Consider the following 13,508-nt stretch of genomic DNA (forward strand, 5'->3'; position numbering starts at 1 on the left):
ACGCGCGTAGATGAAATTTTCACTGAACATTATCGACTGGCAGGCGAGAGCGCCAGGACTCAGCGATGCCACAGAGTGGCAGGCGTGGTCGCGCCTGCAGCTGGCCGTTGACCCAGCGGCCCCGCTTCCCCGGCTGACCGCTTTACCCATGATGACCGCGCGCCGCCTCAATTCAGGCAGTAAGCTGGCGGTGGACATTGGTCTTGCCATGCTGCAAAAGCACGCCATTGATGCCGTCGTCTATGCCAGCCGCCACGGCGAGCTGGAGCGCAACTACCGTATTCTGCATGCTCTGGCGACCGGGCAGTCCGTTTCCCCCACCGACTTCGCCATGTCCGTGCACAATTCTGCGGTGGGAAATCTCACGATTACCGCACGCCAGGCCATCGTCTCGTCATCCATTTCTGCCGGGCTGGACACCTTCCAGCAGGCCTTATGTGAAGTGCTGAGCCTGCTGCAGGCGGGCTATTCCCGCGTTCTGCTGGTTGATTTTGACGGCGCGCTGCCGGAATTTTACCATCCGGCGTTACCGCCGCAGATGCCCACCTGGCCGTACGCGCTGGCGCTGGTGATTGAATCCGGCAACGGCTTGCAGTGTGAAACCCGCAGCGGCAGCACGGGTGAAGAACCTGCCCTGCCGCAAAGTCTGATGTTCCTGCAACGCTATCTCAGCGAGGAACATCAGTTTGTGGTGCCCGGCGAACGCTTGCTGTGGCAATGGATGCGCGCATGAACCGCCTGGCTACCCGTATCAACTGGTTATGGCGTCTGCTGATGACCGGCTTCTGCTTCGCGCTGTTTGGCGTGGGCGGGCTGCTGCTGTCGCTGGTCTGGTTCAACCTGCTGCTGATCGTCCAGCGCGACCGCGCCAGCCGTCGTCGCCTGGCGCGTCGCAGCATTGCGGCCAGCTTCCGCTTCTTCCTGACTGTGGCTCGCAGCCTCGGAGTACTGGACTATCGCATTCACAATCTTGACGCGCTGCGCAGCGATCGGGGTTGTCTGGTGGTGGCTAACCACCCCACGTTAATTGACTACGTGATTCTGGCGTCGGTGATGCCGGAAACTGACTGTCTGGTGAAGAGCGCGCTGCTGCGCAACCCCTTTGTCAGCGGCGTTATCCGCGCGGCGGATTACCTGATTAACAGCGAAGCCGAGCCCCTGCTCGCGGCCAGCCAGCAGCGTCTGGCTCAGGGCGACACGCTGTTAATCTTCCCGGAAGGCACGCGTACCCGGTTTGGCGAGGCTATCTCCCTCCAGCGCGGCGCGGCAAATATCGCCGTGCGCTGTAACAGCGATCTGCGGGTGGTGCTGATCCACTGCAGCGAGCACCTGCTGGATAAAAAAAGTCGCTGGTATGATGTACCGCCAGAAAAACCTGTCTTCACCGTGGATGTCCGTGACCGCGTGAACATCGACGAATTTTACGATGCGAATGAACAAGAACCGGCGCTGGCGGCAAGGCAGTTAAACCGGCATCTACAGCATCGATTAACATCAGGCCTTCAATCTTTGTCAGGAATTAATGATGCAAGCGCTTTATCTTGAAATTAAGAACCTTATTATCACCACGCTGAATCTGGACGAGCTCACCGCAGAGGATATTGATACCGATGCCGCGCTGTTTGGCGATGGGCTGGGTCTCGACTCTATCGACGCGCTGGAACTGGGTCTGGCCGTGAAAAACCAGTATGGCGTGGTGCTTTCCGCCGAAAGCGAAGAGATGCGCCAGCACTTCTTTTCCGTCGCCACGCTGGCGTCCTTTATTAACGCTCAACGCGCCTGAGATGTGAACGATGACCGAACAAGAAACCATTTATCAGGAAGTCTGTGGCCTTCTGACCAGGCTCTTTGAAATCGACCCGCAGGATATTTCGCCCGAAGCCCGTCTTTACGAAGATCTGGAGCTGGACAGCATTGATGCGGTGGACATGATTGTTCATCTGCAGAAAAAAACGGGCAAGAAAATCAAGCCGGAAACCTTTAAATCGGTTCGTACCGTTCAGGATGTGGTTGACGCCGTCGAACAGCTTCTGCGCGAAGAGTAAGACACTGTGCGTGGTGGACGGACGTTCCCGGTCATCCCACTGCTGACGGGGCTGATGCTGCTGGCGTGGCCCTTCCTGATTGGATTTGGGCTGACGCACAACAGCCTGCAGTGGCTGTTACCGGTGATGGCGCTGGTATTGCTGCTGCGGCTGCGTCAGGCGCAGCGGAACGCTGGCCCGATGCGGTATGTGGTGCAGTGCGTGGCGCTGGCGGGTATCGCGCTCTGCGCGGCCAGCTATCTGCTGAAAACCCACCAGTGGCTGCTGCTCTACCCGGTGGTCGTCAACCTGGTGATGCTGGCCGTGTTCGGGGGTTCGCTGTGGACCACGATGCCGCTTGTCGAACGAATGGCGCGCCTGCGCGAACCAAATTTGCCCCCGGAGGGCGTCCGCTATACCCGCAAGGTGACCCTCGTCTGGTGCGGCTTTTTCATCGGTAACGGCGTGATGGCGCTGTTCACCGTCCTCCACGGCGACATGCATCTGTGGACGCTGTGGAACGGTATGGTGGCCTACATCCTGATGGGAACGCTGATGGCGACAGAGTGGCTGGTGCGCCAGCGGGTGATAAGAAAAGAGATGCACAATGACTAACCCCCTTCCGCTGGGCCAGTGGTTAAACGCGCCGCGCCCTGACGATACGCCCGTTGCCTGGCTTGACGATCGTACCTGGACGCTGGGCCAGCTGCGCCACGACGTGACCTTACTGGTCGATACCCTGCGTCAGCAGGATGGCGAGCGCTGGGCGCTGTGCTTTGAAAACAGCTACTTGTTTATTGTTGCGCTGCTGGCCTCGCTGCACGCCGGTAAAACGCCGGTCATTCCCGGCCATAGCCGCGTCTCGCAGCTTGAAGAACAGCAGGCGTTGTTTAGCGGCGTTCTGAGCGATCGGACTCTCGGTTTCCATGGGAAGCTGCTTGTGGTGGCCTCCAGCCATCAGACGACTAGCCACTGGGTACCCCTGCCGGAGATTGACGAAAGCCGCTTCGTAGAGCTGTTCACCTCCGGCTCCACGGGTACCCCGCGCCGGGTGATTAAGCACATCGTCAGTCTGGATCGCGAAGCCTATCTGCTGGCTGACCGCTTCGGCGAGCGTCTGGCCGGCTGTAGCGTTGTCGCCTCGGTCGTACCGCAACATCTGTACGGTCTGACATTCCGCATCGTCTTGCCGATGGCGCTGGGCCTGCCGCTGCATGCCGCGATGCTCTACTACGCAGAGCAGCTGGCCGCTCTTCCTCATGACCGGCATTATCTGTTCATCAGCAGCCCGGCGTTTCTGAAGCGCCTGGATACCGAGCTGGCCGCGCCGCCCGTCAGGATGCTGATTTCAGCAGGCGGAATGCTGCCCTGGTGTGACGTCTCCACCACCGCGGGCTGGCTTAACATCTGGCCGGACGAAATTTATGGCAGTACCGAAACCGGGATCCTCGCCTGGCGCCATCGCCAGCAGGATAACGTCCCGTGGCTCGCGTTCCCCGGCGTTATCTTCCATCAGGAAGATGACGCCTGTCGCGTCACGTCGCCACTGATCCATGAGGAAGAAGGACTCCAGCTGGACGATATCCTCCACTTCGACAGCGCGGGGTTGTTCAGCATCGCCGGTCGTCGCGGACGAGTGGTCAAAATTGAAGAAAAGCGCATCTCGCTTAACGAGATCGAACGTCGCCTGCTGGAGCTCGACGGGATTTGCGAAGCGGCTGTACTGCCGGTCACGCGCGGAGGCCGTCAGGGGATTGGCGCGCTGCTGGTGCTGGACGAAGCGGTTCGTCAGCGCGGGTATATGCAGGATAAAAAAGCGCAGGAGTTCGCCTGGCGTCGCGCCCTGCTGCCGTGGCTTGAGCCGGTCGCCGTTCCACGCTACTGGCGCATTGTCGATGAAATGCCGGTAAACAGTATGAACAAGCGTGTCTATGCGCAGATAGAGGAGTTATTTCATGAAAATTCATGAAATTGAGCGCCACCAGACACAGCCGGAGAAGCTGGAAATCATTTTGCATCTCGACGCGGCGCTGTTCTGGTTTCAGGGCCATTTTGCCGTACAACCGCTGCTGCCCGGCGTTGCGCAGCTTGACTGGGTGATGCACTACGCAACGACCTTACTGGCACCGGGCTACCGCTTTCACAGCATTCAAAACGTGAAGTTCCAGGCGCCTCTGCTGCCGGAAACCACGGTGACGCTGGTGCTTGAGTGGCATGCCGAACGTCAGATGCTGACCTTCAGCTACCAGCGTCACGTCGGGGCGGAACGCCATACCGCCAGCAGCGGAAAAATCCGTCTATGTCCGTGATCTTTCGCCCCTGCGTGCTGATCCCGTGCTACAACCACGGCGCCATGATCGCCAGCGTGCTGTCACGTCTTGCACCGTTCGGCCTGCCGTGCCTGGTAGTGGATGACGGCAGCGAAGCGATCACCCGTCAGGAGCTCGAACGCCTGGCGGCGGAGCTGCCGCAGATGATGCTGGTCCGCCTGGCGGAAAACGCCGGGAAAGGTGCCGCGGTCATCAGGGGGCTGGAGGCGTGCGCGCGCGCGGGCTATACCCACGCCGTGCAGGTGGACGCGGACGGTCAACACGCCATCGAAGATATTCCCAAACTGCTGGCGCTGGCAGAGCGCTACCCGGACGCGCTGATTTCCGGCCAGCCCATTTACGATGATTCCATTCCACGCTCGCGACTCTACGGGCGCTGGGTAACCCACGTCTGGGTGTGGATTGAGACCTTATCCCTGCAGCTTAAAGACAGCATGTGCGGCTTTCGGGTTTACCCGGTCGCGCCCACGCTGCGGCTGGCAGCGCGTGAGCCGCTCGGTAAACGCATGGACTTTGACACCGAAGTGATGGTCCGTCTCTACTGGCAGGGCAACACCAGCGTCTTTCTGCCTACCCGCGTCACCTATCCGAAGGACGGGTTGTCCCACTTCGATGCGTTAAAAGATAACGTGCGGATCTCCCTGATGCATACCCGGCTGTTCTTCGGCATGCTGCCCCGCATGCCCGGCCTGCTTTTCCGTCGACGCCGCCAGCACTGGGCGCAACTGGACGAGGTCAAGGGTCTGTGGGGGATGCGCCTGATGCTGCGCGTCTGGGAACTACTGGGGCGACGGGCCTTTACCGTGCTGCTGTGGCCGGTGATCGGCGTGTACTGGCTTATCGCGCGTCCGGCGCGGCAGGCATCGCGGCAGTGGATAGGGAGTGTGAAGCACGAGCTGCGTCAGCGGAACATGCCTGTTCCCTCAAGGCTCAACAGCTTTTTCCATTTTATGCGCTTCGGCAACGCGATGCTGGATAAAGTCGCCAGCTGGCGCGGTGAGCTGAAGTTTGATCGCGACGTGGTCTTTGCCCCCGGCGCGAGCGAAGCGCTAGATATCGCGGCGCCGCAGGGCAAGCTCCTGCTCGCCTCGCACCTTGGCGACGTAGAAGCCTGCCGGGCGCTGGCTCAGCTGAAAGACAGCAAGATCATCAACGCCCTGGTCTTCAGCGAGAACGCCCAGCGCTTTAAGCAAATTATGAGCGAAATGGCGCCCCAGGCCAGCGTGAATTTAATGTCGGTTACCGACATCGGCCCGGACACCGCGATTGCCATCAAAGAGAAGCTTGAGCGCGGAGAGTGGGTCGCCATTGTGGGCGATCGCATCGCGGTGAATCCGCAGCGTGGCGGCGAGTGGCGCGTGATCTGGAGTCCGTTCATGGGCCAGCCTGCGCCGTTCCCACAGGGGCCGTTTATCCTGGCCTCCATCCTGCGCTGCCCGGTGCTGCTGATTTTTGCCCTGCGCCAGCAGGGGAAGCTCACCCTGCACTGCGAACCGTTTGCCGACCCGCTGCGCCTGCCGCGCGGTGAACGCCAGCAGGCGCTGCAGGATACCGTCGATCGCTACGCGCAGCGGCTGGAGCATTACGCCCTCATGTCGCCGCTCGACTGGTTTAATTTTTTCGATTTCTGGCATCTGCCAGAGTCCAGAGAGAAGGAGTAAAGGGTGCTGACCGATCCCCGCTTTACGACTGAAGTCGAGATCACCGTTCCGTTCCACGACGTCGATATGATGGGCGTGGTCTGGCACGGTAACTATTTCCGCTACTTTGAGATCGCCCGCGAGGCGCTGCTCAATCAGTTTGACTATGGCTATCGCCAGATGAAGGCCTCCGGCTACGTCTGGCCCGTCGTCGATACCCGGGTGAAATACCGCGATGCGGTGACCTTTGAGCAGCGTATTCGCGTCCGCGCGCACGTTGAAGAGTATGAAAACCGCCTGCGCATTGCCTATCAAATTTTCGATGCGCAGACCGGCAAACGCACCACGACCGGTTACACCATCCAGGTAGCGGTAGAAGAAGCTACCCGCGAAATGTGCTTTGTGAGCCCGACAATACTGTTTGAACGAATGGGAGTGACGCCATGAAATGGTTGCCTTTGCTGGTGCTGATCGTCAGCCCGCTGGTCAGCGCCGTGACGCTGGATGAACTGCAGCAGCGCTTCACCGAGCAGCCTGTCGTGCGCGCGCACTTCGAACAGGTTCGCACGATAAAAGATATGCCGCAGCCGCTGCGCTCGCAGGGCGAGATGCTGATCGCCCGCGACAGCGGCCTGCTGTGGGATCAAAAAGCGCCGTTTCCGATGACGCTCCTGCTCGATGACAAGCGGATGGTTCAGGCAATTAACGGCCAGCCGCCGCAGACCATCACTGCCGACAATAATCCGCAGATGTTCCAGTTCAACCATCTTCTGCGGGCCCTGTTCCAGGCCGACCGCAAGGTGCTCGAAGAGAACTTCCTCATCGATTTTAAAGACCTGGGCGCGGGCCGCTGGTCGCTGGTGCTCACGCCAAAAACGACGCCGCTGGACAAGATTTTCGCCACCCTCGATCTGGGTGGCGCGACCTATCTGGAGACGATTCGTCTGAACGACAAACAGGGCGACCGGACCGATATCGCCCTTTCACGCCACCAACTGACGCCCGCCAGCCTGACCGATGACGAACGCCAACGCTTTGCCGCACCGTAAATCCCTGCGCCCGGCGCTGCTGTGGGCCACGCTATGCCTGATTCTGCTGGGCGTGCTGCTGTCGCTGCTGCCCGGCGCGCGTCTGAACAGCAGCGTGCTGGCCATGCTGCCGAAACAGACGCTGGGGGAGATCCCGCCGGCGCTCAACGACGGATTTATGCAGCGTCTCGACCGCCAGCTGGTCTGGCTGGTTAGCCCCGGCAAAGAGCCGGATCCGCGCGTGGCGCAGCAGTGGCTGGCGCTGCTGCAAAGCAGCGACGCGCTCAGCGAGGTCAAAGGCCCGATGGACGCCGCCGGGCAAAAGGCCTGGGGAGAATTCTTCTGGCAGCACCGCAACGGCCTGATCGATCCCGCCACCCGCGCCCGCCTGCAAAACGGCGGAGAAGCGCAGGCGCAGTGGATTTTATCTCAGCTCTATTCGGCCTTTTCCGGCGTCAGCGGCAAAGAGTTGCAAAACGATCCCCTGATGCTGATGCGCGGCTCCCAGCTCGCTCTGGCGCAAAACGGCCAGAAGCTGCGGCTGATGGACGGCTGGCTGGTCACACAAGATGAGGCGGGAAACTACTGGTATCTGCTTCACGGCGAGCTGGCGGGCTCGTCATTTGATATGCAGCAGACCCACCGGCTCGTGACGACGCTTAACGCGCTGCAGGAGACGCTAAAAGCCCGTTACCCTCAGGCACAGCTGCTTTCGCGCGGGACCGTGTTCTACAGCGATTACGCCAGCCAGCAGGCCAAACGCGACGTCTCGACGCTGGGCATCGCCACCCTGCTTGGCGTGTTCCTGCTCATCGTGGCGGTGTTCCGCTCTCTGCGCCCTCTGCTGCTGAGCGTGCTCTCGATTGCCATCGGCGCGCTGGCGGGCACGGTGGTAACGCTGCTGCTCTTTGGCGAACTGCACCTGATGACGCTGGTAATGAGCATGAGCATCATCGGTATTTCAGCCGACTACACGCTCTACTACCTGACCGAACGGATGGTGCACGGCGCGGAGCATTCCCCCTGGCAAAGCCTGGCGAAAGTACGCAATGCGCTGCTGCTGGCGCTGTTGACGACCGTTGCCGCCTACCTGATTATGATGCTGGCCCCCTTCCCCGGGATCCGCCAGATGGCGGTGTTCGCCGCCGTGGGGCTGAGCGCCTCCTGCCTGACGGTGATTTTCTGGCATCCGTGGCTGTGCCGGGGTTTACCGGTGCGCCCGGTTCCACTGATGGTTATCATGCTGCGCTGGCTGGCCGCCTGGCGACGCAATAAAAAACTGTCCGTTGGTTTGCCCGTCGCGCTGGCGCTGCTCTCCGCCGTGGGGATGAGCACCCTGAGGGTGGACGACGACATCGCCCAGCTGCAGGCTCTGCCGAAGGATATTCTGGCGCAGGAGAAGGCCATTACCGCCCTGACCGGACAGAGCGTCGATCAGAAATGGTTTGTGGTCCATGGCGCCTCGCCTCAGCAAACGCTGGAGCGGCTGGAAGCCTTTACCCCGGCGCTGGCACAGGCGCAAAAAGCGGGAGAGATTGCCCGCTGGCGTACTCTGCCGCTGAACTCGCTGGCCCGCCAGAAAAGCGACCTTACAATGCTGCGCGATGCTGCCCCTGCGGTAACGAACGTGCTGAAAAGCGCCGGGCTTAATACCGTATCCCCGAATCTCGACGCCATGCCGGTCAGCGTGGACGCGTGGCTTAAAAGCCCGGCCAGCGAAGGCTGGCGTCTGCTCTGGCTGACCCTGCCCGACGAGGAAAGCGGCGTGCTGGTGCCGGTGGACGGCGCGAAAAACAGCGCGTACCTCGGTGCACTGGCCGCGCGCCATGACGGCGTCGTCTGGGTCGATCGCAAAGCCAGCTTTGACGGCCTGTTTGCCCTCTATCGCACGCTGCTGACGGGGCTACTGTTTGCCGCGCTGGCGGTGATTGCCTGCGGGGCAATGCTGCGCCTCGGCTGGCGTAAAGGGCTGATAAGCCTGGTGCCGTCCGTGCTGTCGCTGAGCTGCGGGCTGGCGGTCCTGGCCGCAACGGGTCACCCGGTGAACCTGTTTTCACTGCTGGCGCTGGTTCTGGTACTCGGCATTGGCATTAACTACACGCTGTTTTTCAGCAACCCGCGCGGTACGCCGCTGACCTCAATGCTGGCGATTACGCTGGCCATGATGACCACGCTCCTCACGCTGGGCATGCTCGTCTTCAGCGCCACCCAGGCCATCAGCAGCTTTGGTATCGTGCTGGTGAGCGGTATTTTTACCGCCTTCCTGCTGGCTCCGCTGGCGATGCCGGATAAGAAAGAGAGAAAACGTAAATGAACGCTTTTTACCGCGCCGCCGCGCTGGCTGCGGCGCTGCTGCTGGCGGGCTGCAGCCATTCGACCGATACCAAAGAGACGCGTCCCCAGGCCTGGCTCCAGCCGGGAACTAAAGTTACGCTCCCGCCACCCGGCATTAGCCCGGCTGTCAGTTCCCAACAGCTGCTGACCGGCAGCTTTAACGGACAAACGCAGTCTCTGCTGGTAATGCTCAACGCGGATGCGCATAAAGTGACGCTGGCCGGGCTCTCTTCCGTGGGCATTCGCCTGTTCCTGGCGACGTACGATGAGACCGGTATTCATACCGAGCAGTCGATCGTCGTGCCGCAGCTGCCCCCCGCCAGCCAGGTGCTGGCCGACGTGATGCTCAGCCACTGGCCAATTAGCGCCTGGCAGCCGCAGTTGCCGAAGGGCTGGACGTTAACGGACAATGGCGATCGACGCGAGCTGCGCAACGCCAGCGGCAAGCTGGTGACGGAGATTGTCTACCTGCACCGCAAAGGCAAGCGCGAGCCGATCAGCATCGAGCAGCACGTGTTCAAATACCACATCACCATTCAATATCTGGGTGACTGAGATGATTTATATTTCCGCTGTTGGCATGGTCAACGCGCTGGGCAACTCGCCTGACGAGATTGCCGCGAACCTGACGGCAGGCGTGGCGCCGGGGATGCACGTCCGGACCGGCTGGCTGCAGGGCTCACCCGAAGCCGTACTGGGCGGCGTGGAAGGCGATCTGCCGACCATCCCGGACACCTTCTCCGCACACCGCACCCGCAACAACCAGCTGCTGCTGGCCGCGCTGGCACAGATTCAGTCGACCGTCGACGAGGCCATCGCCCGCGTTGGTCGCGACCGCGTGGCCGTGGTGCTGGGAACCAGTACCTCCGGTCTGGATGAAGGCGATGAGCACGTTAGGCGCATGACCGACGGCGAGACCAGCACGCGCTGGCAGTATCCGCAGCAGGAGCTTGGCGATCCGTCCCGCTTCCTTGCCAACTGGCTTCAGCTCGAAGGCCCGGCCTATACGATCTCGACGGCCTGCTCTTCCAGCGCGCGGGCGATGATCGGCGGCAAACGTCTGATCGAAGCCGGGCTGGTGGATATCGCTATTGTCGGCGGGGCCGATACCCTGAGCCGAATGCCCGTCAACGGTTTTAACAGCCTTGAATCCTTCTCCCCTACGCTCTGCGAGCCGTTTGGTCGCGATCGTCGGGGGATCACCATCGGTGAAGCCGCCGCGCTGATGGTGCTGAGCCGTGAGCCCGCCGACGTGGCGCTGCTCGGGACGGGCGAATCCAGCGATGCGTACCATATTTCCGCTCCACATCCGCAGGGCGAAGGGGCGATAAGGGCTATCACTCAGGCGCTTAACGAAGCGGGTATGCAGCCGGAGGATATCGGCTACATCAACCTGCACGGCACGGCCACGCCGCTCAACGATCAGATTGAATCGCAGGTCGTTCACAATCTCTTCGGGGAAAACGTGCCCTGCAGCTCAACCAAACACCTTACCGGCCATACTCTGGGCGCTGCCGGTATTACCGAAGCGGCTCTGAGCTGGCTAATTCTGACGCGCGATCTGCCCTTGCCGCCGCAGGACTTCGCCCGCTACGCACCGGACGACACGCTGGCGCCGTGCGGCCTGCTGCACAAGAGTGCCGCTCTGAAAAAACCGGTCATTTTGTCTAACTCGTTCGCGTTTGGCGGCAACAACGCCAGCATTCTGCTGGGGAGAGCGTCATGAGCTACTTATCACCCGTCGACTATTTGCCGCACGATGCGCCAATGATGCTGCTGGAGTCCGTTGAGTGCGTCACGGACGACACGGCGGTTTGCCGCGTTGCGGTCAACAGGCAAAGCGTCCTGGCACCGTTTCTGAATGCCGATGGCGACCTGCCGGGCTGGTACGCGCTCGAGCTGATGGCGCAGACCGTCGGCGTCTGGTCGGGCTGGCATCGCCAGCAGCACGGACAGGATCATATCGCGCTGGGCATGGTGCTCGGCGCGCGCGAGCTGATCTGCGCCAGCGGGCGTTTTTCGCAGGGTCTGACGCTGGACATCACCGTCAAACTGCTGATGCAGGACGAACGCTTCGGCAGTTTTGAATGCGCGATTTCCGCAGATGAAGAGACGCTGGCCACGGGCCGGGTCAATACCTTCCAGCCGAGCGCAGAAGAATTAACATCGCTTTTTAATCAGGGATCTAACGCATGAGTCGTTCCGTTCTGGTCACAGGGGCCAGCAAAGGCATAGGGCGCGCCATCGCCCGCCAGCTTGCCGCCGACGGGTTTACCGTAGGCGTGCATTACCATCGTGATGCCGCAGGCGCGCAGGAGACGCTGGACGCCATCACGCAGGCGGGTGGCAACGGCCGTTTACTCGCCTTTGATGTGGGCAACCGCGAACAGTGTCGCGAGGTGCTGGAGCAGGAAATTGAAGCCCATGGCGCGTGGTATGGCGTGGTCAGTAACGCCGGGATCGCCCGCGATGGCGCCTTTCCGGCACTGAGTGAAGACGACTGGGACAGCGTTATCCACACCAACCTCGACAGTTTTTATAACGTCATTCATCCTTGCGTTATGCCGATGATTGGCACCCGTAAAGGGGGGCGCATTATCACCTTATCGTCCGTGTCCGGCGTGATGGGCAACCGGGGTCAGGTGAACTACAGCGCGGCAAAAGCGGGCATTATCGGCGCCACCAAAGCGTTGGCGATCGAGCTGGCAAAACGCAAAATCACCGTGAACTGCATTGCCCCGGGGCTGATTGATACCGGCATGATTGAGATGGAAGAGGCCGCACTGAAAGAAGCGATGTCCATCATTCCCATGAAACGTATGGGCCAGGCTGAGGAGGTCGCCGGGCTGGCAAGCTATCTGATGTCAGATATTGCGGGGTACGTCACCCGCCAGGTCATTTCCATTAACGGAGGAATGCTATGACGCGTCGCGTGGTGATTACGGGCATGGGCGGCGTGACCGCCTTTGGCGAAAACTGGCAATCCGTTTCCAGCAGGCTGCTGGCGTATGAAAACGCGGTGCGTAAAATGCCGGAATGGCAGGTGTATGATGGCCTGCACACCCTGCTGGGCGCGCCGATCGATGATTTCACGCTGCCGGAACATTATACCCGCAAGCGTATTCGCGCCATGGGCCGCGTGTCGCTGATGTCGACCCGCGCAACCGAGCTGGCGCTGGAGCAGGCGGGATTGATTGGCGAAGCGGTGCTCACCAATGGGCAAACCGGTATCGCCTATGGCTCATCCACGGGCAGTACCGGACCGGTCAGCGAATTCGCGACCATGCTCACCGAAAAGCACACCAATAACATCACCGGGACAACCTACGTGCAGATGATGCCGCACACGACCGCGGTGAATACCGGTCTGTTCTTTGGGCTACGCGGCCGCGTCATCCCGACGTCGAGCGCCTGTACCTCCGGCAGCCAGGCGATTGGCTACGCCTGGGAGGCGATTCGCCACGGCTATCAGACCGTCATGGTTGCCGGGGGCGCTGAGGAGCTGTGCCCGTCTGAAGCGGCGGTATTTGATACACTGTTCGCCACCAGCCAGCGCAATGACGCGCCTAAACACACCCCGTCGCCATTTGATACGCAGCGCGATGGTCTGGTGATTGGGGAAGGTGCGGGTACCCTGATACTCGAAGAGCTGGAGCATGCCAAAGCGCGCGGGGCCACGATCTACGGTGAAATCGTGGGCTTTGCCACTAACTGTGACGCGGCCCATATCACCCAGCCTCAGCGTGAAACCATGCAGATTTGCATGGAGCAGTCGCTGGCCATGGCGGGATTAAGCGCCCTGGATATGGGGTATATCTCCGCGCACGGTACCGCCACCGATCGCGGTGATATCGCCGAAAGCCTGGCCACCGCGGCTATCTATGGTGACAAGGTGCCGGTTTCCTCGCTGAAGAGCTATTTTGGCCATACGTTAGGGGCCTGCGGCGCGCTGGAAGCATGGATGAGTTTGCAGATGATGCGTGAAGGCTGGTTTGCCCCAACGCTCAATTTAACGCAGCCGGATGAGCAATGCGGTGCTTTAGATTATATTATGGGAGAAGCCCGTCAGATTGACTGCGAGTATCTGCAGAGCAATAACTTCGCGTTTGGCGGCATCAATACCTCGATTATCATTAAACGCTGGGCGTAACT

16 protein-coding genes are annotated in these 13,508 nt (G+C 60.8%); all 16 read left to right on the plus strand.

Annotated elements, in window-relative coordinates; genetic code table 11:
- Positions 1–10 precede the first annotated feature (10 nt).
- Genes V1566_RS01455 through V1566_RS01530 form a run of 16 tightly spaced genes read left to right on the plus strand, consistent with a single transcriptional unit; the run spans position 11 to position 13,506 of the window.
- Positions 11–733: a beta-ketoacyl synthase chain length factor gene (locus V1566_RS01455; RefSeq protein WP_395304869.1), complete on the plus strand. Its 723-nt coding sequence runs from the start codon at positions 11–13 to the stop codon at positions 731–733.
- On the plus strand, positions 730–1,545 hold the full coding sequence (locus V1566_RS01460) for a lysophospholipid acyltransferase family protein (RefSeq protein WP_395304870.1): 816 nt from the start codon (positions 730–732) through the stop codon (positions 1,543–1,545). Before V1566_RS01455 ends, V1566_RS01460 begins: the two co-directional genes overlap by 4 nt.
- Entirely contained in the window at positions 1,526–1,783 is a 258-nt protein-coding gene (locus V1566_RS01465) for a phosphopantetheine-binding protein (RefSeq protein WP_008503081.1), read from the plus strand. The genes V1566_RS01460 and V1566_RS01465 overlap by 20 nt, the downstream gene beginning before the upstream one ends.
- Before the next feature lie 10 nt (positions 1,784–1,793).
- Complete coding sequence (locus tag V1566_RS01470; protein WP_395304871.1) at positions 1,794–2,045, plus strand: acyl carrier protein; 252 nt, start codon at positions 1,794–1,796, stop codon at positions 2,043–2,045.
- A gap of 54 nt (positions 2,046–2,099) precedes the next feature.
- A complete protein-coding gene (locus V1566_RS01475; RefSeq protein WP_395305939.1) occupies positions 2,100–2,639 on the plus strand; it encodes a hypothetical protein in 540 nt (179 codons plus the stop codon).
- On the plus strand, positions 2,632–3,993 hold the full coding sequence (locus tag V1566_RS01480; RefSeq protein WP_395304872.1) for an AMP-dependent synthetase: 1,362 nt from the start codon (positions 2,632–2,634) through the stop codon (positions 3,991–3,993). The genes V1566_RS01475 and V1566_RS01480 overlap by 8 nt, the downstream gene beginning before the upstream one ends.
- Entirely contained in the window at positions 3,980–4,333 is a 354-nt protein-coding gene (locus tag V1566_RS01485; RefSeq protein WP_395304873.1) for a hydroxymyristoyl-ACP dehydratase, read from the plus strand. The genes V1566_RS01480 and V1566_RS01485 overlap by 14 nt, the downstream gene beginning before the upstream one ends.
- Positions 4,324–6,015 carry a glycosyltransferase gene (locus tag V1566_RS01490; protein ID WP_395304874.1) on the plus strand — a complete coding sequence of 564 codons (1,692 nt, stop codon included), beginning with the start codon at positions 4,324–4,326 and terminating at the stop codon, positions 6,013–6,015. Before V1566_RS01485 ends, V1566_RS01490 begins: the two co-directional genes overlap by 10 nt.
- Before the next feature lie 3 nt (positions 6,016–6,018).
- Positions 6,019–6,441, plus strand: coding sequence for a thioesterase family protein (locus tag V1566_RS01495; RefSeq protein ID WP_126786774.1), 423 nt, complete (start codon positions 6,019–6,021; stop codon positions 6,439–6,441).
- The gene (locus V1566_RS01500) at positions 6,438–7,043 is read left to right on the plus strand and encodes an outer membrane lipoprotein carrier protein LolA (RefSeq protein ID WP_395304875.1); all 606 of its coding nucleotides are present in this window, start codon (positions 6,438–6,440) and stop codon (positions 7,041–7,043) included. Before V1566_RS01495 ends, V1566_RS01500 begins: the two co-directional genes overlap by 4 nt.
- Positions 7,012–9,336, plus strand: coding sequence for an MMPL family transporter (locus tag V1566_RS01505; protein WP_395304876.1), 2,325 nt, complete (start codon positions 7,012–7,014; stop codon positions 9,334–9,336). Before V1566_RS01500 ends, V1566_RS01505 begins: the two co-directional genes overlap by 32 nt.
- Positions 9,333–9,911, plus strand: a complete 579-nt coding sequence (locus V1566_RS01510) for a DUF3261 domain-containing protein (protein ID WP_395304877.1) — start codon at positions 9,333–9,335, stop codon at positions 9,909–9,911. Before V1566_RS01505 ends, V1566_RS01510 begins: the two co-directional genes overlap by 4 nt.
- A 1-nt stretch (position 9,912) precedes the next feature.
- Positions 9,913–11,082, plus strand: coding sequence for a beta-ketoacyl-[acyl-carrier-protein] synthase family protein (locus tag V1566_RS01515; RefSeq protein ID WP_395304878.1), 1,170 nt, complete (start codon positions 9,913–9,915; stop codon positions 11,080–11,082).
- On the plus strand, positions 11,079–11,552 hold the full coding sequence (locus V1566_RS01520) for a 3-hydroxy-fatty acyl-ACP dehydratase (protein ID WP_395304879.1): 474 nt from the start codon (positions 11,079–11,081) through the stop codon (positions 11,550–11,552). The genes V1566_RS01515 and V1566_RS01520 overlap by 4 nt, the downstream gene beginning before the upstream one ends.
- Positions 11,549–12,280, plus strand: coding sequence for a 3-ketoacyl-ACP reductase FabG2 (locus V1566_RS01525; RefSeq protein WP_121426150.1), 732 nt, complete (start codon positions 11,549–11,551; stop codon positions 12,278–12,280). Before V1566_RS01520 ends, V1566_RS01525 begins: the two co-directional genes overlap by 4 nt.
- The gene (locus V1566_RS01530; protein WP_395304880.1) at positions 12,277–13,506 is read left to right on the plus strand and encodes a beta-ketoacyl-ACP synthase; all 1,230 of its coding nucleotides are present in this window, start codon (positions 12,277–12,279) and stop codon (positions 13,504–13,506) included. Before V1566_RS01525 ends, V1566_RS01530 begins: the two co-directional genes overlap by 4 nt.
- The last annotated feature ends 2 nt before the right edge of the window (positions 13,507–13,508 follow it).

The organism is Enterobacter sp. ECC-019 (assembly GCF_043974075.1).
GTDB lineage: Bacteria > Pseudomonadota > Gammaproteobacteria > Enterobacterales > Enterobacteriaceae > Enterobacter > Enterobacter asburiae_D.

What these genes read in the sequence shown, in the direction of transcription:
- V1566_RS01505 (WP_395304876.1), top strand. Translation starts at nt 7,012, where the DNA reads ATGACGAACGCCAACGCTTTGCCGCACCGTAAATCCCTGCGCCCGGCG.
- V1566_RS01515 (WP_395304878.1), top strand. Translation starts at nt 9,913, where the DNA reads ATGATTTATATTTCCGCTGTTGGCATGGTCAACGCGCTGGGCAACTCG.
- V1566_RS01520 (WP_395304879.1), top strand. Translation starts at nt 11,079, where the DNA reads ATGAGCTACTTATCACCCGTCGACTATTTGCCGCACGATGCGCCAATG.
- V1566_RS01525 (WP_121426150.1), top strand. Translation starts at nt 11,549, where the DNA reads ATGAGTCGTTCCGTTCTGGTCACAGGGGCCAGCAAAGGCATAGGGCGC.
- V1566_RS01490 (WP_395304874.1), top strand. Translation starts at nt 4,324, where the DNA reads ATGTCCGTGATCTTTCGCCCCTGCGTGCTGATCCCGTGCTACAACCAC.
- V1566_RS01480 (WP_395304872.1), top strand. Translation starts at nt 2,632, where the DNA reads ATGACTAACCCCCTTCCGCTGGGCCAGTGGTTAAACGCGCCGCGCCCT.
- V1566_RS01455 (WP_395304869.1), top strand. Translation starts at nt 11, where the DNA reads ATGAAATTTTCACTGAACATTATCGACTGGCAGGCGAGAGCGCCAGGA.
- V1566_RS01500 (WP_395304875.1), top strand. Translation starts at nt 6,438, where the DNA reads ATGAAATGGTTGCCTTTGCTGGTGCTGATCGTCAGCCCGCTGGTCAGC.
- V1566_RS01510 (WP_395304877.1), top strand. Translation starts at nt 9,333, where the DNA reads ATGAACGCTTTTTACCGCGCCGCCGCGCTGGCTGCGGCGCTGCTGCTG.
- V1566_RS01475 (WP_395305939.1), top strand. Translation starts at nt 2,100, where the DNA reads ATGCTGCTGGCGTGGCCCTTCCTGATTGGATTTGGGCTGACGCACAAC.
- V1566_RS01530 (WP_395304880.1), top strand. Translation starts at nt 12,277, where the DNA reads ATGACGCGTCGCGTGGTGATTACGGGCATGGGCGGCGTGACCGCCTTT.
- V1566_RS01460 (WP_395304870.1), top strand. Translation starts at nt 730, where the DNA reads ATGAACCGCCTGGCTACCCGTATCAACTGGTTATGGCGTCTGCTGATG.
- V1566_RS01485 (WP_395304873.1), top strand. Translation starts at nt 3,980, where the DNA reads ATGAAAATTCATGAAATTGAGCGCCACCAGACACAGCCGGAGAAGCTG.
- V1566_RS01465 (WP_008503081.1), top strand. Translation starts at nt 1,526, where the DNA reads ATGCAAGCGCTTTATCTTGAAATTAAGAACCTTATTATCACCACGCTG.
- V1566_RS01470 (WP_395304871.1), top strand. Translation starts at nt 1,794, where the DNA reads ATGACCGAACAAGAAACCATTTATCAGGAAGTCTGTGGCCTTCTGACC.